At 37.8% G+C, this 21,439-nt stretch carries 17 protein-coding genes and 1 riboswitch; of the genes, 13 read left to right on the top strand and 4 right to left on the bottom strand.

The features are described 5' to 3' along the window. Positions 1 to 105: 105 nt before the first annotated feature. Positions 106 to 189, top strand: a riboswitch (cyclic di-GMP riboswitch). Between the two features lie 67 nt (positions 190 to 256). Together AC3KZC_RS18185 and cdd are read left to right on the top strand one after the other, a co-directional pair. Next, positions 257 to 628: a hypothetical protein gene (locus AC3KZC_RS18185; protein WP_490579030.1), complete on the top strand. Its 372-nt coding sequence runs from the start codon at positions 257 to 259 to the stop codon at positions 626 to 628. Positions 629 to 691: 63 nt separating this feature from the next. Next, the gene (gene cdd, locus AC3KZC_RS18180; RefSeq protein WP_490579029.1) at positions 692 to 1,594 is read left to right on the top strand and encodes a cytidine deaminase; all 903 of its coding nucleotides are present in this window, start codon (positions 692 to 694) and stop codon (positions 1,592 to 1,594) included. Between the two features lie 17 nt (positions 1,595 to 1,611). Here the strand turns inward: cdd and AC3KZC_RS18175 are convergent, their stop codons facing one another. Both AC3KZC_RS18175 and udp read right to left on the bottom strand, forming a co-directional pair. Beyond that, a complete protein-coding gene (locus AC3KZC_RS18175) occupies positions 1,612 to 2,457 on the bottom strand; it encodes a GGDEF domain-containing protein (protein WP_490579028.1) in 846 nt (281 codons plus the stop codon). A gap of 205 nt (positions 2,458 to 2,662) precedes the next feature. Beyond that, on the bottom strand, positions 2,663 to 3,421 hold the full coding sequence (udp, locus tag AC3KZC_RS18170) for a uridine phosphorylase (RefSeq protein ID WP_490579027.1): 759 nt from the start codon (positions 3,419 to 3,421) through the stop codon (positions 2,663 to 2,665). A 360-nt stretch (positions 3,422 to 3,781) separates the two neighbouring features. Here udp and AC3KZC_RS18165 point away from each other — a divergent pair, with 360 nt between their 5' ends. Both AC3KZC_RS18165 and AC3KZC_RS18160 read left to right on the top strand, forming a co-directional pair. Continuing rightward, the gene (locus AC3KZC_RS18165) at positions 3,782 to 4,288 is read left to right on the top strand and encodes a thermostable hemolysin (RefSeq protein ID WP_490579026.1); all 507 of its coding nucleotides are present in this window, start codon (positions 3,782 to 3,784) and stop codon (positions 4,286 to 4,288) included. Positions 4,289 to 4,314: 26 nt separating this feature from the next. Next, positions 4,315 to 4,971, top strand: a complete 657-nt coding sequence (locus tag AC3KZC_RS18160; protein WP_490579025.1) for a hypothetical protein — start codon at positions 4,315 to 4,317, stop codon at positions 4,969 to 4,971. A 65-nt stretch (positions 4,972 to 5,036) separates the two neighbouring features. Here the strand turns inward: AC3KZC_RS18160 and AC3KZC_RS18155 are convergent, their stop codons facing one another. Next, entirely contained in the window at positions 5,037 to 6,884 is a 1,848-nt protein-coding gene (locus AC3KZC_RS18155; protein ID WP_490579024.1) for a methyl-accepting chemotaxis protein, read from the bottom strand. A 481-nt stretch (positions 6,885 to 7,365) separates the two neighbouring features. Here AC3KZC_RS18155 and AC3KZC_RS18150 point away from each other — a divergent pair, with 481 nt between their 5' ends. From AC3KZC_RS18150 to AC3KZC_RS18130, 5 genes are all read left to right on the top strand, one after another. Further along, complete coding sequence (locus AC3KZC_RS18150) at positions 7,366 to 8,475, top strand: arginase family protein (protein WP_490579023.1); 1,110 nt, start codon at positions 7,366 to 7,368, stop codon at positions 8,473 to 8,475. 3 nt (positions 8,476 to 8,478) lie between these two features. After that, positions 8,479 to 8,940 carry an arginine repressor gene (locus AC3KZC_RS18145; protein ID WP_490579022.1) on the top strand — a complete coding sequence of 154 codons (462 nt, stop codon included), beginning with the start codon at positions 8,479 to 8,481 and terminating at the stop codon, positions 8,938 to 8,940. Between the two features lie 223 nt (positions 8,941 to 9,163). Continuing rightward, complete coding sequence (locus AC3KZC_RS18140; protein WP_490579021.1) at positions 9,164 to 10,693, top strand: methyl-accepting chemotaxis protein; 1,530 nt, start codon at positions 9,164 to 9,166, stop codon at positions 10,691 to 10,693. A 113-nt stretch (positions 10,694 to 10,806) separates the two neighbouring features. Beyond that, positions 10,807 to 11,571 (top strand): substrate-binding periplasmic protein, encoded by a 765-nt coding sequence (locus AC3KZC_RS18135; RefSeq protein ID WP_490579020.1) that lies wholly within the window; start codon positions 10,807 to 10,809, stop codon positions 11,569 to 11,571. A 97-nt stretch (positions 11,572 to 11,668) separates the two neighbouring features. Then, positions 11,669 to 14,725, top strand: coding sequence for a M6 family metalloprotease domain-containing protein (locus AC3KZC_RS18130; RefSeq protein ID WP_490579019.1), 3,057 nt, complete (start codon positions 11,669 to 11,671; stop codon positions 14,723 to 14,725). A gap of 44 nt (positions 14,726 to 14,769) precedes the next feature. Here AC3KZC_RS18130 and AC3KZC_RS18125 read toward each other — a convergent pair whose 3' ends face one another. Next, a complete protein-coding gene (locus AC3KZC_RS18125) occupies positions 14,770 to 15,564 on the bottom strand; it encodes a thioesterase family protein (RefSeq protein WP_490579018.1) in 795 nt (264 codons plus the stop codon). A 253-nt stretch (positions 15,565 to 15,817) separates the two neighbouring features. On the opposite strand from AC3KZC_RS18125, the gene dnaK reads away from it, so the two are divergent. The 4 genes from dnaK (at position 15,818) to AC3KZC_RS18105 (ending at position 21,433) form a co-directional block, all read left to right on the top strand. Further along, the gene (gene dnaK / locus AC3KZC_RS18120; RefSeq protein WP_490579017.1) at positions 15,818 to 17,740 is read left to right on the top strand and encodes a molecular chaperone DnaK; all 1,923 of its coding nucleotides are present in this window, start codon (positions 15,818 to 15,820) and stop codon (positions 17,738 to 17,740) included. A gap of 156 nt (positions 17,741 to 17,896) precedes the next feature. Then, positions 17,897 to 19,027, top strand: coding sequence for a molecular chaperone DnaJ (gene dnaJ, locus AC3KZC_RS18115; protein WP_490579016.1), 1,131 nt, complete (start codon positions 17,897 to 17,899; stop codon positions 19,025 to 19,027). A gap of 570 nt (positions 19,028 to 19,597) precedes the next feature. Then, entirely contained in the window at positions 19,598 to 20,299 is a 702-nt protein-coding gene (locus tag AC3KZC_RS18110; RefSeq protein ID WP_490579015.1) for a diguanylate cyclase domain-containing protein, read from the top strand. A gap of 909 nt (positions 20,300 to 21,208) precedes the next feature. Continuing rightward, positions 21,209 to 21,433, top strand: coding sequence for a hypothetical protein (locus AC3KZC_RS18105; RefSeq protein WP_490579014.1), 225 nt, complete (start codon positions 21,209 to 21,211; stop codon positions 21,431 to 21,433). Positions 21,434 to 21,439 lie beyond the last annotated feature (6 nt).

Raw genomic sequence — 21,439 nt, 5'->3', positions numbered from 1 at the left:
CACGACTGTAATGATTAAATGATGAGATTGTTATGGGTTTATTAACTCATTCCTTTTTATGGCTTAGAGTGTTGACTCTAATTCTTTTGTAGGTATCATAGCCGCGCAAGTCAAAGGCAAGCTACTTGAAAAGGTAGTCACGCAAAGCTTCAGGTCTAACGGGAAACCTAAGATGGCTGAGCTACCAAAGCATCGTAGTATGAAATTTCTTTGTATTTGCCAATGTCCAGATTAAGCAGTGAAAAGGTGAACAAAGATGTCCGATATTATTACCAGCATGAGTTATGATTCCTCCCTTAATTTAGTGTTAGTTAAATTGACCGGTAGCGCTTCATCAACCGATGTGATCAACAACTACCACACCATCATTAATTTTGCTAACGAGCGAAATAGTCGAAAGTTGCTTGTAGATGTTACCGAATTACGCCACCGCTATGCCGCTGTTGAAGTGATTGATGTCATGCTGGCAATTAAAAAAGATCTTAAGGGGTTTAAACTCGCACGAGTTGTCGGATTTGATGGTTATTTACACGATTTGTTAATTCAAAATGCCAAACGGTTTGCGCTAGACGCTGAAAATTTTGAATGTTTTAAACAAGCAAAAATTTGGTTAGAAAAAGCAGCATAAGAGGTTTAACTTCGTCAAAAAATTACATACACTGTGCGGCCATAAAAAAAATGACAACAACTTATGAGCCAACTCAATTCACAGTCTTTGACGGTGGCAATACTTGAACAACAAGATGAAATCATCTCAATCATTAAGCAACACTGTGGTGTTTTACCCAAGTTTAATGTCGAATATTTAATACAGCAGCATCACTGTACCTTTTTACAGTTACTTGAAGCGTTACTGCCCATAGCGGCAAGTTTTGCTAAACCTCCTATATCTGAATTTTATGTCGGCGCAATTGCAGTCGGTGAGCAAGATAATGGAGTAGCGCCGCTGTATTTTGGTGCAAATTTAGAGTTTAGCCATCAAGCACTCAGTTTGGTGGTGCACGCTGAGCAAGCTGCTCTCAATACCGCATGGCTTAATGGTGAAAAATTAATCAGCATTCTAGCCATAACCGATGCTCCTTGTGGCTACTGTCGCCAGTTTATCAATGAGCTACATCAATCGAGTAATATCACCATTTTATTAGGTGGTGAATTGATTGCATTTAATGAATTTTTACCTCGTTCATTTGGTCCGACCGACTTAGGCAACAGCGAATATTTTTTAAATAGCCAAGTGGCGAGTTTAAAAGTAGCTGACCCAGATTTTAAAGTATCGCAATTAGTGATGCATGCAGAACAAAGTTATGTGCCTTACACCCATAATTACGCAAGTTGTATGCTTGTGTGTCACGATGGTCAGAAGTTTTACGGTCGTTACGCAGAAAACGCAGCGTACAGCCCAAGTTTATCACCGGTACAAAGTGCAATTAGTCAGCTGATTTTATCAGGTCGCTCTTTTAACGCTGAAACAATAAAAGCCGTTTACCTTGCGCAAATCAAAGGGTTTGAAAACCAAACTGGGGTCGCAAAAGCCGTACTTGATAGCTATCAATTTCATGTGCCTTTGTATCTTGTTGGGTTAGAAGCTGTCTAATGCTTGGTATTTAAATATTAAACATCAAATCGCTTAACGATAAACGAATTTCTATTTTCTTCTTTATCTAAATACATTTTTTGATCTGCTAGGTGTAATGCATGGTCGGGATCGTCATCTTCTTGAATGTGATGACACCCGACACTGATAGACACCAAATATTTCACTAAAGGTCTATCAACCAATGTCTTAAAGGCATTGATATCTTCAATCTCTTTCTTTGCGATTAACACAAACTCATCGCCGCCAAGCCGATAGGCTGCGTCATTTGGGTGCAAGGTATTAAGTGAGTTGGCGAATGAAATCAATAATTCATCGCCAATATTATGACCATACTTGTCATTGGCATTCTTAAAGTTGTTCAGGTCAAAGTAATATAAATAAGAATGTTTAAATTGTTTTTGTTCATAGTGCTCAAAAAAGGCTCTGCGATTAAATAAACCTGTTAATTCATCATGATAAGCTAAAAATCGCAGTTCTTTTTCAAGTTTAATACGTTGGTCTATTTCAGTGTGTAGCTGCTGAATTTTACCCGACCGACTTTTGGCAATGTTGAGGAGGCAATAAAACAACATGATTAAACCCACATGTTTTATGGGGGTGTCGAGCTGATTAAATATTGGGCTTACATCAGAAAAAAACGTGTCAGCTATATCGAGTATTAAACCGACGCTAAAGACAGAAAATGAAAATAGAAAGAGGGGTTTTTTAACGCAAGTACAAATTTCGACAAAAAATGAGAGATAAATAGCAAACCAAAGCATCTCTTCATAATCAGCCCAACTCGCTTGCATTTGCATCGCAGCTAACAATGCGATTAATAAGCTTAACCAAACTAAGCTATGTAAATGCCACTTATTCATTCACTCTACTTATAATGCTACACACTAATAAAGAGTATAGTGACAAAAATTGAGGTTAATGATTTATTAACCTCAATACTAGATAAAAATCACTCTTAGGCTGCTATTTTCAACGCTCACAGTGCAGGATTAACCTGCAGTATGCCCATTATTGACGCGCCAAGCCCCGTTGTTAATCTTAAAAACCTCTTATTCAGAGCTGAGGTTATTTAGCTAAAAGTATTTTGGCAGCTTCAAGTACGACTCTAACACTTTTTTTCTCAATACTATGGTGGTCAACATTGGGTATTTCTTGACGAGTACGATTAACTAATACCCCCGCAACACACGCTGCTTGTAAGCCTAAAGCTGCGCACATGGTAAACAAGGTTGCTGACTCCATCTCATAATTCATGACGCCTAATTTTTGCCACTCTTCGCAGCTACCTTGAAACGCCTTGGGTACATAACCCGAAAAAGTATCGTATCGCTCTTGCCCTGGGTAAAAGGTATCGGATGATGCGGTGATCCCAATATGATATGGGATACTGAGTGTGTCACAGGCTTTAACCATTGCTTGAGTTGCAAAAAAGTCTGACACAGCAGGGTAGGCTAAAGGAGCAAAATGTTGGCTAGCACCATCAAGCCTGACTGATGCTTGGCTAATTAATATGTCACCTTCATTGATATGAGGTTGAATGGCACCAGTTGTACCAATACGTAAAAAAGTACGGATCCCAAGTTGGGCCAGTTCTTCAACAGCAATAGATGTTGATGGTCCGCCAATCCCAGTAGAGCAAATAACAACTGGGGTTGATGATAATAAACCAATGTAGGCATGAAACTCGCGTGTTTTTACTAAGCAGCGTGAATTCTCAAGTTGTGCTGCTATGCGTCCGGCGCGATCTGGGCACCCAGGAATAATCGCAAGGGTTGCGCCTTCAATAGCATCTGGGGTTAAACCTAGGTGAAAAACCGTTTTCATACTGAGCCCTTAATAGTTGTCGTCATGGGGTTGATGTAGGCGTTGCACTGTTTTAAAGAAACTTAGCCAGTTTAAAACATACGATAAAAAGCAAAAACAGCGCATGTGATTGTATTTTAGACTTGTTAATCAAATTGATAAACAAGGTCACTATGAGAGACATACTTTTAAAAGTAAGCACGTTTTGAGTACAGGACCTTTGTCCGCCTAAGAAAAGATAAAATATTTTTTATTAATTAAATATATATTTTTCAGTTGATTAGCATTTATGGACTGTTTTTTTTAGCAAAGCTTAATTTACTTAAGATTCACTTAAGGTGTTCTGAATACTCTTTTGTTATAGAAAAAGAGGTACTTATTATGAATACACTTATTGCCCAATCAGCTCTTTCTAGTTTAAGAGCAGCACAAGAGCCACTGCGTCTTTGTGCTGCTTTTGAGAATCAACCTGCTCGGCGTGCAATTGAACAATTTGTAGCGATGGGTTTTTATGATGCTTATGCAGCGCAATTAACGAGTTTTTTGCCTTTATTAGTGCATTTCGACCCTTTAAATAAAGGTGCTGCATTAGGGTTAGGGCGTGCACGTTCCCCTCTTTTTATTGAGCAGTACTTAAGTGTACCTATTGAGGGGGTAATCCATAGCAATAGCTGCGTCAAGCGATGTCAAATTGCTGAACTTGGTAATTTATTTTCGCTCAATCAACATGCTACCGTGCCCCTTTTTATGACGGTTGCGGTTGCATTATATCAAACCGACTTTCGTTTTTTATGTTTTAGTGGCACTGAAAAAGTACGAGCCATATTACGTAAATATGCTGTGCCATTTAAGGTGCTGTGTGATGCAAAACGCAGAAGCGTTGGGTAACAATGCCAGTGCCTGGGGATCGTATTATGACCATGACCCACAAGTTTGGTATGGTGGTTGATAAAGTATATCACCCCTACGTTATGCCCAATGAGCAGGAATTTGAATGGCGTTTATTATCAAGACAAAATGATGACGCTAACTTGTTATTTCAGCGTATCGGATATGGCTATGCGGTCAGTGATAATGTCGCTATCGAAGGTTATTTAATCGGCCAGCGCGATAAGAATGATAATTATGGTTTGCATGCATACGAAGTGGAAGTGCGTTGGCAATTGGTTGAACAAGGGCAATATTGGGCCGATTGGGGCGCTTTATTCGAATTAGAAAAACAACACCAAGTTGATAATTGGGAAATGACGACAGGATTATTGTTTGAAAAAGAGATGTATCAAACCAGCTTAACCATGAATTTATTTTTAATATACGAATGGGGTAACACTATTGCTGATGAAATTGAAACGGAGTTTCGAGCACAATACCGCTATCGTTGGTTACCGCAATTTCAACCTTCAATTGAACTTTACATGGGTGAGGACTTTTTTGGCCTGGGCCCAGGCTTTATGGGGTTACAACGTTTTAGTGGATTGAAACAGCTAAAATGGGAAGCTGGGTTTATTAGTGAGCTTGGACATCAAGGCAAAGATCACAGTTTTAGAATTGCTTTAGAGTATGAGTTTTAGGCTGCGTATCGAGGAACAGCCTTTTTATGGTTAAAAAGGCTGATTAAACACTGAACGAGTACAAATTAAACGATAAACTTTGCAACATCTTCACGCATTTTGTGAGCATCGCGCTCTAATGTTTCACAGTTTGAGCAGTTATCACAAGAATCCACAAAAAGTTGTTCAGCACTGACCGAAATATTTGCAGTAGCTTGTTCAACACCTTTAACTGTGTACATTTGTTCTTCAGTAGCACTTGCGATTTGCATCACCATTTGGCGGATTTGATCCATCGAGTGTTTATTATCTGTCATGCTTGTTTGCGCTGAGGTGATGGAGAGATTCATCTGATCGCTCAAACTTAAACTTGTGTTCATCGCCTCTTGAGATTCTTGTACGAGTTGTTGCAACCTAGCAATCATCTTCTCGATTTCAACGGTGGATGTTTGCGTGCGCTTGGCAAGGGTTCTAACTTCATCTGCCACCACGGCAAACCCTCTTCCTGTGTCTCCTGCTCGGGCTGCTTCAATGGCCGCATTAAGCGCTAATAAGTTTGTCTGCTCGGTAATTTCTCGAATAACGCTGGTTACATTTTCAATTTCAGCGCTGGCTTTACTAAGCTCACCCATTAGCTGACCATTATGGTTAATATGGCCCATTAATACACTCATATCTTTTGAGGCCTGAGTCATAATGGTGGAACCTTTATCCATATTTTCATCGGCAAGACTGACACTGCTTTGAACTGATGCAGAATTTTCAGCAATAAGCTCAACAGCCTGAACGAGCTCACTCACAGCTTGTTTAACCGCAAGTGTATTGTTTTTTTGATCTTCAATTGCTTGTTGAGAACGTTTTGTTAGCTCCACCGAATGGTGAGCGCCATATTCAACAGTTTCACCTTTGTGTTTAATTTCTCTTACTATATCAGCGGTGGTATCTATAAATTCATTCACGCAATGGGCAAGTTCGGTGACTTCATCTTTACCATCGATATCAATGTGTTTTGTCAAATCACCACCACCATGACTAATGTCGTACATTTTCTTGTTTGCATGTTTTAAGCGATTGATAATTCGATAGGTTTGCCACAACAATAAGCTTGCAATAAAAATAGTTAATACCGCTGCAATCGACAGACCTCGGGTGCGCGTTTCTGTGAGAGTTTGACTGATGGTGTTGTTTAAATCGCCCGCTAAATTATTAATGTTTCCTTCAACTTGGTGAATGCTACTTCGTAATTCTGAGCGTAAACCACTGGTTTCATTAAGACCTCTTTTTTTGAGGGCTTCTGCTAAATCAATTGTAGTGCGTTCAAATTGTGCAAGGGATGCTGAAAGGGGGTAATTAGTATCATCGATAGCAAGTTTCACTACAGTAAATTTTTGATTCACTTTATCTTTAACTGATAAATCGAGTGTTGTTTGAAAGTTATTTTCAAGCAAAACTAGTTTTACCATATTTGCGATTGCAGTCGTGTCTTGGCTTTGTGCTATGTGTTGATGCATTTGTTGCTGGGCTTGATTAAAAGCCAAACGCAATCCCTGCTGTTCTGTTAGACCAATTGTGTAATCGAGTTCGACCAATTGACTAAACAAATCTTTGTAATCGGCAAGTTCAGCCGATGCCTTATTTAATTTTTCTTGTAAGGTTGGTGCATAACTTAGCCTTTGATTTAAAAGGTTAATATGTGTTTCCATTATGGCAAGGCGTTGATTGAATTTATCTACTTGGGCGGGATCTTTTCGCAACAGAAAGTCTTTTTCATGTCGCCTTAACATCAACATGTCATTATTGAGCTCTTTACTTAGGGCTAAATCGTGACCAAGTAAAGCCATTTCGCCAGTTTCGTTCCAAAGTAACGCTCCCATTGTCATCATTGCGGTTAAAATTAAAGTCGACAAAAGGATAAAAGCACGTTTGATAGACATATCCACTCCTTGGTTTGGTCATAAAAGTATCATAATCAACTCTAGAACATATTTTTTTATTATCAATATCACCCTTATGTTAAGTCTTTATAACTGATTTACTTATAAAATTGATTTTTAGAAGTTTATGCACAGATTGCGAATAGAAAATCATTTTACGAAAAAAGCACAACGTCACTCGGTTTGACTTCATGAACGATTAGATATATTGCTTGGGTAGGCTAACAATTGATGGCTTTTATTGATAATAAAGGCGTAAGGTTTTTCAAACACTTTTTATTTAACTTTATGTTTTTAAATAGTTAATTTGATTTGAGTTAAGTGTTTATCCTTTTAATAAAATTAAAAATAAAACCAATTTAACGAAATTGTAAATAAAATAAAATAAAGTTTATTTGTTTTAGATTTGCATAAATAGTCGCACAGCGCAGGTTAAATTGCGTCGTTATTTTTAAATAAGTCGCACATTTGGAGACGTAGTATGAAGCGTAATTGGCAAGAAGTTAAAGCAAAATTTTCACAATGTTTATGTCCACCGGGTAATGGTGTTTTTACTGTCAATACTGCACAAGAGCGAAAAGCTGCGTTACATCAAACGTTATTTGGCCAAACTGATAATATCCAAGCTTTGTGGCTTGATTCATTAGCAACCTTACCTCAAAGCCCGCACAAAGCCGTGATGTTAGGCATAAGCTCAGATTGTGGTGGTGGTATATTACGTGGTGCAAACTGGGGCCCGCTTTTTTTGCGAAGTACTTTAATTGAACAGCAACCAGCTGCCGTTAGCTTTGATTTAGGTGATATCCGTGTTATTCCTCACTTGTTGCACGATAAGTATCTTAATGAAGCAACGATTGAAAATTGTCAAAAAGCGCTTTATCAAAGCGCAGAGCATGCCTATCCGGTTAGTCCGCTTTCTATTACAGAAGATATTTGTGATGACTTTTACGACCAATTTCCCGAAAAAGGTATATTTGGGATCGGCGGCGATCATTCAATTAGCTATCCATTAACTAAAGCGTATTTAAAAGCAAAGCGTGATCGCGGGATCCGCACCGCCATTATTCATTTTGATGCTCATACCGATCTGCTTGTTGAGCGTTTAGGTATTGATTTGTGTTTTGGCTCTTGGTGTACACATATCCTAGAGTTTTTACCAGCCCCTCAGCATCTTATTCAATTTGGGATCCGCTCAAGTGGTAAGCCAAAAGCCCATTGGGAATCAACATTTGGTATTAAACAACATTGGGCTAATGAAATCCGTGAACGTGGTGCTGCTGCGATTGTTGCAGAGGTCATTGCGCAGTTAAAAGCGGACAAGGTTGATGAGCTCTATGTCAGTTTTGACATAGATGCCTTAGATGCGACGTTTGCATCGGCAACAGGTACACCTGAATACGATGGTATGACACCTGATGAATCGTTACTGATTTTAGCTGAACTTGCCAAAGAGTTTCCGATCACCGGTGCCGATATGATGGAAATAGCACCTTTTACTGACAGTTCTTTGCAAGGTAAAGTTAGTTCTGACAATACGTTACGTGAAGGTGCTAAAATTTCGGCTTTTTTAATTAATGCAATGAATAAATAACAAATGAAAAAGCAAAGCCCGTTGATACAAACAATTAAAGAATTACTGAATAATGAGCAAGTAAGAAGCCATTATGAACTTTCCTGTTATTTGTCTGAACGGGGCTTTGATAATGTTAGCCAGCCCCAAATTTCCCGCATTTTAAATCAATTAGGTGCGGTGAGCCTTAAAAATTCGCAAGGTCAGGCTGTGTATGTATTACAGCGTGAATTAATAATGCCCACGCTTGATACAGAACTTGCGGAGTTAGTGATAGCTGTGCACCATAATGAAGTGTTAGTTGTGGTGCAAACTCTACCAGGAGCGGCTGATATTATTTCGCGTGTTATTGAAAAGCAGAATAAAAAACTACAGATTTTAGCTGCGATTGCAGGTGATGACAGCGTCATGATTTTGCCAAATAAAATTGAAGGGATAGAACTACTAGTAAAGAAAATTCAACAAATCTTTAATGTAAACAATTGAAATAAATTTTAAATATTTAAAAGATAAATCAACTTGTTAGAATCATTGTTTGTTCCTTTGTCTTATTGTTTTTTTCACAATACTCTTCCATACTTGAATATTCGTCTGTTTAACAACAAGTTGTGCCCATTTTCGTAATTATAGTGACAGTTTCCTCTTTAATGATGTTGCGCTTTAATTGTATTGTTTGGGTGTCGCTTATTCTCATATTTCAAGGCTTACTATGCGTCGTAATCAAACAACTATTAATGAAGAAGTTGTTTTTAATGCTAATGAACAACTGATATCAGTGACAGATCATAGAGGTATCATTACCTATGCTAATGAAGGCTTTTGTCGCGTAGCGGGTTATTCTGCTGATGAGTTAATTGGTAAAAATCATAATATCGTTCGTCATCCTGATATGCCAAAAGCGGCGTTTAAAGATTTATGGGACTGTTTAAAAGCTGAAAGACCTTGGCGAGGCGCTGTTAAAAATCGTTGCAAAGACGGCAGATATTACTGGGTTGATGCGTTTGTTACTCCGATGTATGAAAATAACAAATTAACTGGTTTTCAATCAGTACGAACAGTATTAAAACCTGAGTTTAAGCAAACTGCGATAAAAATGTATGCTAATTTACAAGCTGAAAAAAGCCAACTTCCAACTTTAACCTTAATGCAAAAACATATGCTAAGTGCTTTGCTCAGTATTTTGGCTGTTTATGGGTCGTTTCAACTTCCATGGATTGTTTTATGTTTACCGATAATTTTTTATTTTGTTTATCAACAAGAGCTATTTAAAACACCGCAATATTTTGGTCAATTAGCACAGCGTTACGACAGTGTGTCGCGTTATATTTTTAGTGGTAGCAGTGCTCATAGTTATGCCGACTTTCACATTAAAATAAATGAAGCAAAAGTGAATACTATTTTAGGTCGACTAGAAGATAATGCCGCAAAGTTACGTGGTGCAACGCACTTACTAAATAATGCAGCAAACTCAACAATTGTAGGCGTACAAGATGAATCGGATCAGCTACATCAAGTATCGAGCGCTGTTGAGGAAATGGTCGCAACAATAACAGAAGTTGCCAGTAATACTGTTACCACGGCTGAGAAATCAAAGTCAGCACAAGCGTCTTGTAATAGCGCAAAACTTGCCATGACAAAAACGATGAATCAGGTGTCCGCTTTAGCTATCGAAGTCGCAAAATCTGCAAATTCAGCACAGCAGTTGTCAGAAGAGGCGGAGAAAATCGGTGGAATAATGCAAGAAATTCAGGGCATTGCTGATCAAACAAATTTACTTGCTTTAAATGCAGCCATAGAAGCCGCAAGAGCTGGCGATCATGGCCGAGGTTTTTCCGTTGTTGCTGATGAGGTACGCGCTCTTTCTAGCCGTACACGCAGCGCCACTGAGCAAATTCACAGCTCTATTACCGAAATTCAAAGTACACTAATTGCTTGGTCAAAAGTAATGGCTGAAGGTAAACAATCGGCTGAAAGTTGTGTAGAAGATACCAAACAGACTCAAATTGTGATTGATTCTGTCTATGATGCCATTAGTGATATTTCAGATTTAGCAATACAAATCTCTACAGCATCAGAAGAGCAGAGTATGGTTGCAGGTGAAATTAGCCAAAATATTTTAAATATTAGCGATTTATCACAAAACAATTTAGTGCAAGCAGAATTGTTGTTAGCTGAAAATAGTAAAATTGAATCACAAGCTCTTGAGTTTGAAAGAATTAGACGTTCATTTGAGGGATAATGGCACTGTTTAATTAAATCATCTCCTGATGATTTTTTTATCCATATAGTATATCTGTTTACTCAAGCTATACTTTATCGATATTAATTATCAGGTCGTTAAACCTGATTGCAATGGATGAGACAGTCAGGTTTATGCGTTTGATTTTGGGATTTTTTATTGTTTTTACTTTGAGTTCATATGCAGAGCAACTCTCATTTGAACGGATTGAAAAGCCATTAATATTAGCTACCACGGCTTATATCCCTCCATATGTCATTGAATCGAGTGGAAAAGGCATACAACTGTCTATCATTCAGCGTACGTTTAATCTTGGAAATTTAGGTTCCTTTGATGTTGAATTCATGTCAAATAAACGTATGGTCATCTCATTACTCAATGGCGATGTCGATATGACCATGAATGCTCCTGAGAATTTGGAGGGTATTTATTACAGCTCCCCTGTACTTTTTTACGAAAATGTTGCGATTGCTTTAAAACATAAAGATTTTAAAATTCGTTCGCCTGCAAATTTTAATGGTTTAAGTGTTTTTGCTTTTCAGAATGCGGCCAGCTTTTTAGGTAAAAATTTTTCATTATCAATACATAAAATGAAAAGTTACGATGAGGTTGTCAATCAAAAAGCTCAGATTGACCACCTAATGAAAGGGTGGGTTGATGTTATTGTGATAGAAAAAAGAGTATTCGAATATTATTTAAACGAATATAAACAAACACATATGGTAGATGAAGTTTCAATATTCCCCATCTTTGGCCAATCAGCTAGACCAATGGCATTCAAAGATAAAACGCTAAGAGATAAATTTAATCTTTCTTTGTCTCAATTTAAACAATCATTAGAGTATGGTGAAATATTGAATGGTTCGACAAAATTATAAGAGTTTTGTTTACATCAGTTAACAGTAAAGTATCAAATTTGTTGCGTGATAGGGCGACTTTAGCAATGATCAATTAACTATTTTAGGAGTTATCAGGATGAAAATGCGCACAATTCACTATAGCTTATTGCTATTTTTCAGTTTGAGCTTTTCTGTATCTGCAATGCAGCCACCCACCAAGCAACAAATTGAAAAATATCGTTTAAATGGCCAACTTGAACAGCGAATTACTGATGCTCAAAAATTTGGTAATTTTAAAATTGCACCACACCTATTGCATCAAAGTAACCAAAAGTTAAAAAACCAACTTCATGGCAACGCTCATGATTCTTCAAGCCAAAGTTCGACGAAATTGGATTGGCACCGTGGGCTGCCTTCTGAGGGCACAGTTAAAACATTTACTTTGTTGTTAGACTTTTCAGACGCACCAGCTCCTGAGCATCAAACAAAAGACGTAATAGCAAATCATATTTACGGTGAAGGATTAGCTGAGCGTTACCCAAATGAAAGCTTAACTAAGTTTTATCAACGTTCATCTTACAACAAGCTCAATATTACAGGTGATGTAATTGGTTGGTATCGTATCAGTAAACCTCGTTCAAGCTATAGTGAATCGAGTGATGCCAATGAAATGATTAAAGAAGCATTGCGCCATTATGCTGATCAAGGCCATGATTTTAGTCAGTATGATAACGATAACGACGGTCACATCGATTATTTTTCTGTTGTATGGACTGGCGAAATAGGTGAGTGGGCAACACTATGGTGGGGATGGCAAAGTTCAATCTACGACCCAGACTTTTTATTATCAAATAAACAGCTTGGTACCTTTTCTTGGCAATGGTTAAGTTCAAATAATGCAACAGATGAATTTGACCCTCTGACATTAATTCATGAAACGGGCCATGGTTTAGGTTTACCTGACTTTTATGATTATGATCCTGACATTGGGCCAGATGGTGGCACTGGTGGTCTTGACATGATGGATGGTACATGGGGCGACCATGGGGCATTTTCAAAGTTTGTATTAGGCTGGATCACGCCTCAAGTTTTGGGTGCTGGGCAAAAGCAAATCACTTTGCAACCAAGCAGTAGCACCGAAGATGCACTCATAATTATGCCAGAACTGACAATTGATAAACCGTTTTCAGAATATTTTGTCGTGCAAAATCGCGATCAGCAAGTTAATGATAAGCGATTGCCCGCATCAGGACTCCTCATTTGGCATGTTGATGCACAAACGCATGATTATGGCTTTGTAAAAAATAATAGTGTTACTGATAATAAGCTTATTCGTTTAATGGAAGCGGATGGTTTGGAGCAAATAGAAAATAATCTCGGTGCCGAGAGTGGTGATTATTATCAGCCTGGAAAAGAGTTTACAACTACCTCCCTACCCAATAGCCAAGGCTATTTAAAAGGCTCTGGTGTTGAGATCAAACAAATTACCAAATCGGGTAAAAATATTAGTTTTTCAGCAGAGATTGCTGATATTCCAAATATTAACTTGATTGGAATAGAACCTTTTTCAGTGCTAAATAGCGAACAAACAGTAACGGCTCAAATCACATCAAGCGCACCGGTTACGTCAGTGTCGTTTTACATTAATGATAAATTCATGTCTGAAGACAGTTCAGTGCCTTACGAATTTATAATTAAAAGCAATGAGCTCGGTTTTGGTGAACAAAAAATATCAGCTTCAGTAATAACGCAAACGAACCTTAAAAATGTGACTGCAATGCAAGTGGTTAATTTGCCTGTATCTGAAGCACACTTAGTTGTAAACCTAAGCCAAGGTAATTCAGCAAGCCTAATGGCTGAAAATTTAGTAAAAAATGGCAAAACGGTTTTTAGTATTAAAGACTTCCCTGTTATTAATCCTAGCCAAGTGCCTGTGGTATTTATGGACAACACTGCAGCAGATGAAAGCTTAACTGATGTTCAAGCTCAGCGTATCAATGATTATATTAATGCCGGAGGTAATCTTTTTTATGAAAACTTCGATTTTTATTGGGCTAATGGCAGTGGGTTTGAGCTGTTTTCTAATAACGTTAAAATAAATAAATCAGGGCAATGGTCACAAGATGCAGCTAAATTAGTGGGTGCTGAAAATAGCGTAGTTTTTGGCTTAGAATACGAACCTGACTATACCAATGATTATATTTTATTTACCGAGTTAGTAAGTAGCACCAGTGATGCACAATCTATTTGGCAAGTAGAAGGCGCCGGTTTTGATGTTGCAGTAGCAAATCGAGTAGGTGCAGGGAAAGTGATTGCTTCATCGGCTCGTTTTAGTGAAATACCCGCCAGTTTACAACAAGTTGTGATGAGTAATTACCTTGATTATTTTTCTGGTAAAGCTGTTCCTAACACTGCAAAAGTGCGTTTCGAGTTAACTGAAGTTGCACATAAAGAAGAAAGTGGCACGCTGAAGGTATTAGTAACTCGTAATTTTGATGATGGCACCAACAGTGTGGTGACTGCCGAAATCGTGGCTATTAGCGCAGTTGAAGGTGTTGATTATGAGGCACTCTCAAATAGTCAAATCATATTTAACAGCGGTGAGCTACAAAAAGAATTAGCTATTGAAATTAATGATAATCAAATAATTGATGCCGTACGCCAGTTTAAAGTTGTTTTGTCTGGTGAGAATGCAGTCTCACAAAATGAGCTATTAGTGACGTTGGTGGATAATGAAGTACGTGGCGAGGTTCGTTTTGAGCAAACCAGTCTATCGGTGAGCGAAAATGTGGGTGTAGTCGAATTAACAATTCAACGAATTAATGGCAGTGATGATGAGTTGGTTTTTTCAATTGAATCATTTAATGGCACAGCCATTGCGGGCACTGACTTTGATGCGATTAAACAAACCATTACGCTCAGTGCAGGGCAAACTACTCACCGAGTTACTGTAACAATTAAAGACAATACTCAAGTTGATAGTGCACGTGCATTTACGATAAAACTTACAGGCGAAAACGTTACAAGTGAAAACCAGCAAATCGAAATTACCATTAATAATGATGATGTTGCACCACCAGTTGTGATTGCTCCACCTGAGAGTAATAAAAGTTCATCGGGTGGTTCGTTATGGCTGATGTTGCTAGGTTTAGTGGGAGCGAGCTTAGTCCGACTAGAGCGCATTAAAAAGTAAAAGTAAAAGCAAACAAGGCCCACTAAAAAGGTGGGCCTTGTTTATTAAGCAAAAATAGCAACCGTTTGTCTTGAAAGTGCAAGTAATTGGCCTTGTTCAGACCAAATTTTTGCATCCTCAATTGCATAACCATCGGAACTGTGATGTGTGATGGCTTCAAAACCAATCCATGCATCGGCGTCGAGTTGTGGTTCAACTAAAAACTCAATATACCAAGACATTGAACTGGCTGGTGCTGGCATTTTAAACATTTGCAGCATAGTGGGTGGCCAAGAATCTGTCAGCGCTAAAATATGGCTTGGAGATAAATGAGCTGGAGCGTGTTTAAACTTCATCCAACCACCGAGATTGTGGGTTGTAGCTCCAGAAAATGGCAGTGCGCCTTGTTGGGGGTTTAAGTCAATATGTTGAAAAAATTCAGGAGTGATCCCACTTTTATGTCCAATAACACGATCTTTGTTTGGTTTATCTAGCGACATGATATCGACATTATTAACTGCGAGCGTGGATGAGCGATTGATAGCAAAGCATAATTGGGCAATCACGCATACTTGCTTATCTTGAATTGCTTTGGCCAGGATTTGGCAAGAGCTTTTCCCTTGTCTGAGTACTTCGACTTCGATGGTAAAATCTTGTTCAGCAATTAAAGGGCCAACAAAATTTGTACTCATAGACAGTAAGCGAAAGTTATCTGTTAATTTTTTTTTCGCCGCTTGCAGTAGTAAAGCGGCAGACAATCCGCCAAAAGCAGTACGACCTTGACACCAGTTGCTTGGGAATTGGAGTGCTGTATCGGCGTCTGCAGCATCGACTTGGGATAAAAGTTGATCAAAAAGCATATTGTTCTCATTACAATACTAAAAAGAGGTATTGTTATAGCACAAAACAAAAAGGTCAGACCAGATTGTGGTGCAAATATAAGCCTAATAAAACATCACTTATAACGCTTTTGAAACTTTAAATGGCTTAAATCGTAAAAAAATCACTTTTTTTAAAAAAAATTTAGTATCTGCTATTGAATTCAAACCAGCCCACCCCTATTAACTAGTCAACAACCGAATTAACAAAGTTTTTTGATGTAGGAGAAGATTCATGGGTAAAATTATTGGAATCGATTTAGGTACAACGAATTCGTGTGTATCTGTATTAGAAGGTGGTAAGCCACGCGTAATTGAAAATTCGGAAGGCGACCGTACAACTCCTTCAATCATTGCCTATACAGCTGATGGTGAAACGTTAGTAGGTCAACCGGCAAAGCGCCAAGCGGTTACAAACCCTCAAAATACATTATTCGCGATTAAGCGTTTAATTGGTCGTCGTTTTGAAGACGATGAAGTGCAACGTGATATCGCTATCATGCCATTCAAAATTGTTAAAGCTGACAATGGTGATGCATGGGTAGAAGCACGCGGTGAAAAACGTGCTGCACCACAAATCTCTGCTGAAGTTCTTAAAAAAATGAAAAAAACGGCAGAAGATTACTTAGGTGAGCCAGTTACTGAAGCGGTAATTACAGTTCCTGCTTATTTCAACGATTCACAACGTCAAGCAACTAAAGATGCAGGTCGTATTGCGGGTCTTGAAGTTAAACGTATTATCAATGAACCAACAGCAGCTGCACTTGCATACGGTATTGAACGTAAACAAGGTGACAATGTTGTTGCAGTTTATGACTTAGGTGGTGGTACGTTCGATATTTCAATCATTGAAATTGATGATGTTGAAGGTGAGCAAACGTTTGAAGTACTTGCTACAAACGGTGATACACACTTAGGTGGTGAAGATTTCGATAACCGTGTAATCAATTACTTAGTAACTGAATTCAAGAAAGATCAAGGCATTGACCTTAAAAATGATCCGCTTGCAATGCAACGTGTTAAAGAAGCAGCAGAAAAAGCTAAAATCGAATTGTCATCAGCACAATCTACAGAAGTTAATCTTCCGTATGTAACAGCCGATGCAACAGGTCCTAAGCACATGAACGTGAAATTATCACGTGCTAAGCTTGAGTCTTTAGTTGAAGATTTAGTATTAAAATCACTTGAGCCACTAAAAAAAGCACTTGCAGATGCTGATTTATCAGTAAGCGAAATAAACGACATCATCCTAGTGGGCGGTCAAACACGCATGCCTATGGTGCAAAAAGCAGTTGCTGATTTCTTTGGCAAAGAGCCTCGCAAAGACGTTAACCCTGACGAAGCAGTCGCTATGGGTGCTGCGGTTCAAGGTGGTGTGCTTGCTGGTGAAGTTAAAGACGTATTATTACTTGATGTATGTCCATTATCGTTAGGTATTGAGACTATGGGCCAAGTAATGACGGCGCTGATTGAGAAAAATACTACGATCCCAACTAAGAAATCTCAGACTTTCTCGACTGCAGAAGATAATCAATCAGCAGTAACGATCCATGTATTACAAGGTGAGCGTAAACGTTCTAGCGATAACAAATCACTAGGTCAGTTTAACCTTGAGGGCATTCGTCCTGCGCAACGTGGTGCACCGCAAATCGAAGTAACTTTCGATGTTGATGCTGATGGTATCTTACATGTATCTGCAAAAGATAAAGATACAGGTAAAGAGCAAAAAATTACTATTCAAGCAAACTCAGGTTTATCAGATGATGAAGTTGAAGCGATGATCCGTGATGCTGAAGCCAATGCTGAAGCTGATAAAAAGTTTGCTGAATTAGTTGGCATTCGTAACCAAGCTGATGCACTTGTTCATGGTACACGTAAACAAGTAGAAGAAGCAGGTGATGATTTACCAGCAGCAGACAAAGAGGCAATTGAAGCTGCGGTAGTTGAGCTTGAAACAGCAATTAAGAGCGATAACAAAGAGGAAATTGAAGCTAAAACACAAGCTTTAATGGAAAAGTCGCAAAAGTTGATGGAAATTGCGCAAGCTAAAGCACAAGCTCAACAAGCTGGTGGTGCTGAGCAACAACAAAAATCTTCTGCAAAACAAGATGATGATGTTGTAGATGCTGAGTTTGAAGAAGTAAAAGACGGTAAATAATCGTTTTATATTCAGGGCGCGTAGGCTGTAAGGTCTAATGCGCCCTTAGTCTATTTAAAATATGAACAAAAGGCTGTTTTACCCACATCTAAGCTTGGGTAATGAGGCTAGATAAGCCAAATGCCTTCGGGACGAACTAGGGTAGAGTTGTAAATTATGTCAAAACGCGATTATTATGAAGTACTTGGTGTTGAGCGTGATGCCGGCGAACGAGACATCAAAAAGGCCTATAAACGTTTAGCGATGAAATACCATCCTGATCGCACCGCAGGTGATAAAGATCTTGAAGCTAAATTCAAAGAAGTGAAAGAAGCTTATGAGATTTTAACCGATAGCCAAAAACGTAAAACCTATGATCAATATGGCCATGCTGCATTTGAACAAGGTGGTGGACATGGCGGTTTTGGCGGTGGTCAAGGGGACTTTGGTGATATTTTTGGTGATGTGTTCGGTGATATTTTTGGTGGTGGTGGTCGTCGTCAATCTCGTCAACAACGTGGAGCCGATTTACGCTACAACATGGATTTAAGTCTTGAAGAAGCTGTCCGTGGTAAAAGTGTTGAAATAAAAGTTCCTACTTGGGTTTCTTGTGATCCATGTGATGGAAGTGGTGCTAAAGCAGGTTCAAAACCAACAACGTGTGGTACATGTCATGGTTCTGGCCAAGTACAAATGCGCCAAGGTTTTTTTGCTGTTCAGCAAACATGTCCTACCTGTGGCGGTCGTGGTCAAATCATATCAGATCCATGTAATAAATGTCATGGCCAAGGTCGAGTTGAGAAAACTAAAACCCTATCAGTGAAAATTCCAGCTGGTGTTGATACGGGTGATCGTATTCGTCTATCAGGCGAAGGTGAAGCCGGACTCAATGGTGCGCCTGCTGGTGACTTATACGTACAAGTTTCGGTTCGTGAACATGCTATTTTTGTACGCGATGGTAATAATTTGTACTGTGAAGTACCAATCAGTTTTACCACGGCAGCACTGGGTGGAGATGTTGAAGTGCCGACCTTAGATGGTCGCGCTAAGTTAAAAATTCCATCAGAGTGTCAAACTGATAAAATGTTCCGCTTACGCGCCAAAGGTGTTAAATCTGTGCGAAGTGGTGCAATTGGTGACTTAATTTGTAAGGTTGTGATTGAAACTCCGGTTAATTTAAATGAGCGCCAAAAAGAATTATTGCGTGAACTTGAAGAAAGCATGGGAAGCAATACCAGTAAAAATAGACCAAAAGAGCAAGGTTTTTTTGATGGTGTGAAAAAGTTTTTTGATGACTTAACAAAATAAGCACCCAGTCATACACACTTTTTTTGGGGTTAGAAATTATATAACTCTTAATAAAATGAACGTGTGTCGTAGTAAAAAATCCAATATCAGAAATGATATTGGATTTTTTGTCTTAATTATCCTGAACTTTGGTTAAGAGATTTACTAACGTATTGATATTGAATTGGTAAATGTTTTTTCAAGTCTGTAGCCGGCCACTTTCAACGCGGTTAGCGTTGAAAGTGGCCGCTGGAGATAAATTTATTATCCAGAGCTCAGGTTAATTATTCACTGGTAGTTCATGCTGTGGTGATTTAACTAGAGGCCAGTTTATCCATATCCTCGCTCAACCCTGATCTGAGTATTGACGTTTTCGTACAATTATTTGGTACAAACATTTTTATCAATGCCGCAGCTATAAAGCTGTGTGTCATACAATTGAACCTGTCTAGTTTCGATAAGTGCGGTTATTTAAATAATGCAATATTGATTTTAATTAAGATTGTGCGCGATAAACTGAACAAAGATACTAATTACATAAAAAAATCTGATACGATATCAAAATTACTAGCGCTGTCATCGGGGGTTCAATTGATTGATTTATTAAAAACGAAAATAAAAAAGAGAAGTCGACAAGATTTAGTATTTCTTTCTGGCTTATTTTTAATCGCATTTGTCTTTTGCTCCCGTTTTGATGTGCTCGAGGCCATCTATTATTTATCACGCAGCTACGAAGTATATGAAGTGGATGAAATATTTACAGCGCTACTGATTATGACAATCATTTTTGGTTTATTTACCTATCGACGCTGGCAAGATGTAAAAGTATTCTCGCTTTTTTGCGAAGAACTATCGATGCTCGATCCGTTAACTCAGTTACCAAATCAACGAGCATTAGAGCGGATACTCGCACAATTAAAACAAGACCAAGGTTATCCATGCTCATTCATGTTAATTAATATCAATGGCTTAGAGAAGGTGACAAATACGCTAGGTGTCGCCTTATCAGAGCAAGTAACGATTGAGTTGCTATATCAGGTATCACTAAAATTAAGTACAGAAGAATTGTTAATAAATCGTAATACGAATCAATATATTATTTTTTGCCCTACAGGGAATGACGAGAGTAATAATGTATTGATAGAAGAGATAAAAAAAATCGAATTATCAAGTCGATTTACACCTCTAAAATCAATAAATGTAGAATGTGTTGCTAAAACATTAGACAAGTTTGAAGATCTAAAATCTATTTTCGAGCAACTTGATGATAAATTATTAGACTTGCAGCATTAAAGTATGGATTAAAGACTTGGCTCAGCCAATAAATTCATCATTAGAATATTAATAGACTAATAAAAAATATATTGTACTGTTTAGTGTTTTTTAATTAAGTACTAAGTAGATTTGTTTCTCAGTACATAAACAACGTGAGTTTGTTTCAGTTTTTGTGTACTGACATTTACCTAAATTTAAAGTCTCGCATTTTTGTTGGCAATTGAGCTTCCCTGTCCAGTCATAATATTCAGTTTGAAGAAGTTTAAAACTGAATAAGGTTAAAAAACCGATAAAAAGATATTTTAAAAGTGAATATTTAATAGCATTCGTCATTTGAGTTCTCCTAAATGAGAGCGATTGAAGCACTTTTATTGCTAATGGATAAAGTCTAGCTCATCGAAACGAGATCGAAAATGCAGTGATAGACCTTTTTGATATTAAAAATGAGTTACGTATTGTTATAAAAGTAATTAATTCATGTACTTGTTATATATTAGGAAATAATTTTATCAAGGTGTTTTGCATCGCGGTAACTTAAAGGATTTCCAATAAGACGATAGTAAGATTAAAAATATTACGATTTCGCATTATCAAAATTTAATAACAAAATCGATTTAGTAACAAGTAAAATAAATTTTGAATACTCATTACTAAACTCGTCTTTTAATGATTCATAATGAAACATAATTGCACTATTTTAGTGATGAAGTGTTTTTCTAATTTAAATATTGAAATATAACTCTTAATAATCAATGCATTACAATTTATTTATTTTGGCATAAAGTTTGAATAATCAATCTTTTAAACAGGAGATTAATTTATGAAAACAGTTTGCTTAAAAATTAATGCTATGTGGGATTACTTTTACGCCATTTTTACGATAGAAATTAGCCAATGGCCAGTTGATGCTGAAAAGGATGAAACAAAATGAGTCTCCTATTACCTTATGAGTATCAAGCTGCGATTAATGAGGTTTTAATTGACAAAAAGCTGATTTCTGATGTGGCAACTAAGTATAAAATAGCCAAAAGAACGTTATATTCATTAGTAAAATCGCACCAAAAACCAAGTGAAAATTGCGCCATTAAGCTAAAGCTTAAAATACAGTTGTTACAACAACAGCTTCAAATACTTGAGATAGGACAATATTAATCATGT

It is taken from the genome of Pseudoalteromonas sp. J2K-J031, from assembly GCF_058197095.2.
Note: the sequence above shows the minus strand (reverse complement) of the source record. Positions and strands in the feature narration are given on the sequence as shown.

Excerpts from the sequence above, each read along its gene's own strand:
- AC3KZC_RS18185 (WP_490579030.1), top strand. The coding sequence starts at position 257 with ATGTCCGATATTATTACCAGCATGAGTTATGATTCCTCCCTTAATTTA.
- cdd (WP_490579029.1), top strand. The coding sequence starts at position 692 with ATGAGCCAACTCAATTCACAGTCTTTGACGGTGGCAATACTTGAACAA.
- AC3KZC_RS18175 (WP_490579028.1), bottom strand. The coding sequence starts at position 2,457 with ATGAATAAGTGGCATTTACATAGCTTAGTTTGGTTAAGCTTATTAATC.
- udp (WP_490579027.1), bottom strand. The coding sequence starts at position 3,421 with ATGAAAACGGTTTTTCACCTAGGTTTAACCCCAGATGCTATTGAAGGC.
- AC3KZC_RS18165 (WP_490579026.1), top strand. The coding sequence starts at position 3,782 with ATGAATACACTTATTGCCCAATCAGCTCTTTCTAGTTTAAGAGCAGCA.
- AC3KZC_RS18160 (WP_490579025.1), top strand. The coding sequence starts at position 4,315 with ATGACCATGACCCACAAGTTTGGTATGGTGGTTGATAAAGTATATCAC.
- AC3KZC_RS18155 (WP_490579024.1), bottom strand. The coding sequence starts at position 6,884 with ATGTCTATCAAACGTGCTTTTATCCTTTTGTCGACTTTAATTTTAACC.
- AC3KZC_RS18150 (WP_490579023.1), top strand. The coding sequence starts at position 7,366 with ATGAAGCGTAATTGGCAAGAAGTTAAAGCAAAATTTTCACAATGTTTA.
- AC3KZC_RS18145 (WP_490579022.1), top strand. The coding sequence starts at position 8,479 with ATGAAAAAGCAAAGCCCGTTGATACAAACAATTAAAGAATTACTGAAT.
- AC3KZC_RS18140 (WP_490579021.1), top strand. The coding sequence starts at position 9,164 with ATGCGTCGTAATCAAACAACTATTAATGAAGAAGTTGTTTTTAATGCT.
- AC3KZC_RS18135 (WP_490579020.1), top strand. The coding sequence starts at position 10,807 with ATGGATGAGACAGTCAGGTTTATGCGTTTGATTTTGGGATTTTTTATT.
- AC3KZC_RS18130 (WP_490579019.1), top strand. The coding sequence starts at position 11,669 with ATGAAAATGCGCACAATTCACTATAGCTTATTGCTATTTTTCAGTTTG.
- AC3KZC_RS18125 (WP_490579018.1), bottom strand. The coding sequence starts at position 15,564 with ATGCTTTTTGATCAACTTTTATCCCAAGTCGATGCTGCAGACGCCGAT.
- dnaK (WP_490579017.1), top strand. The coding sequence starts at position 15,818 with ATGGGTAAAATTATTGGAATCGATTTAGGTACAACGAATTCGTGTGTA.
- dnaJ (WP_490579016.1), top strand. The coding sequence starts at position 17,897 with ATGTCAAAACGCGATTATTATGAAGTACTTGGTGTTGAGCGTGATGCC.
- AC3KZC_RS18105 (WP_490579014.1), top strand. The coding sequence starts at position 21,209 with ATGAGTCTCCTATTACCTTATGAGTATCAAGCTGCGATTAATGAGGTT.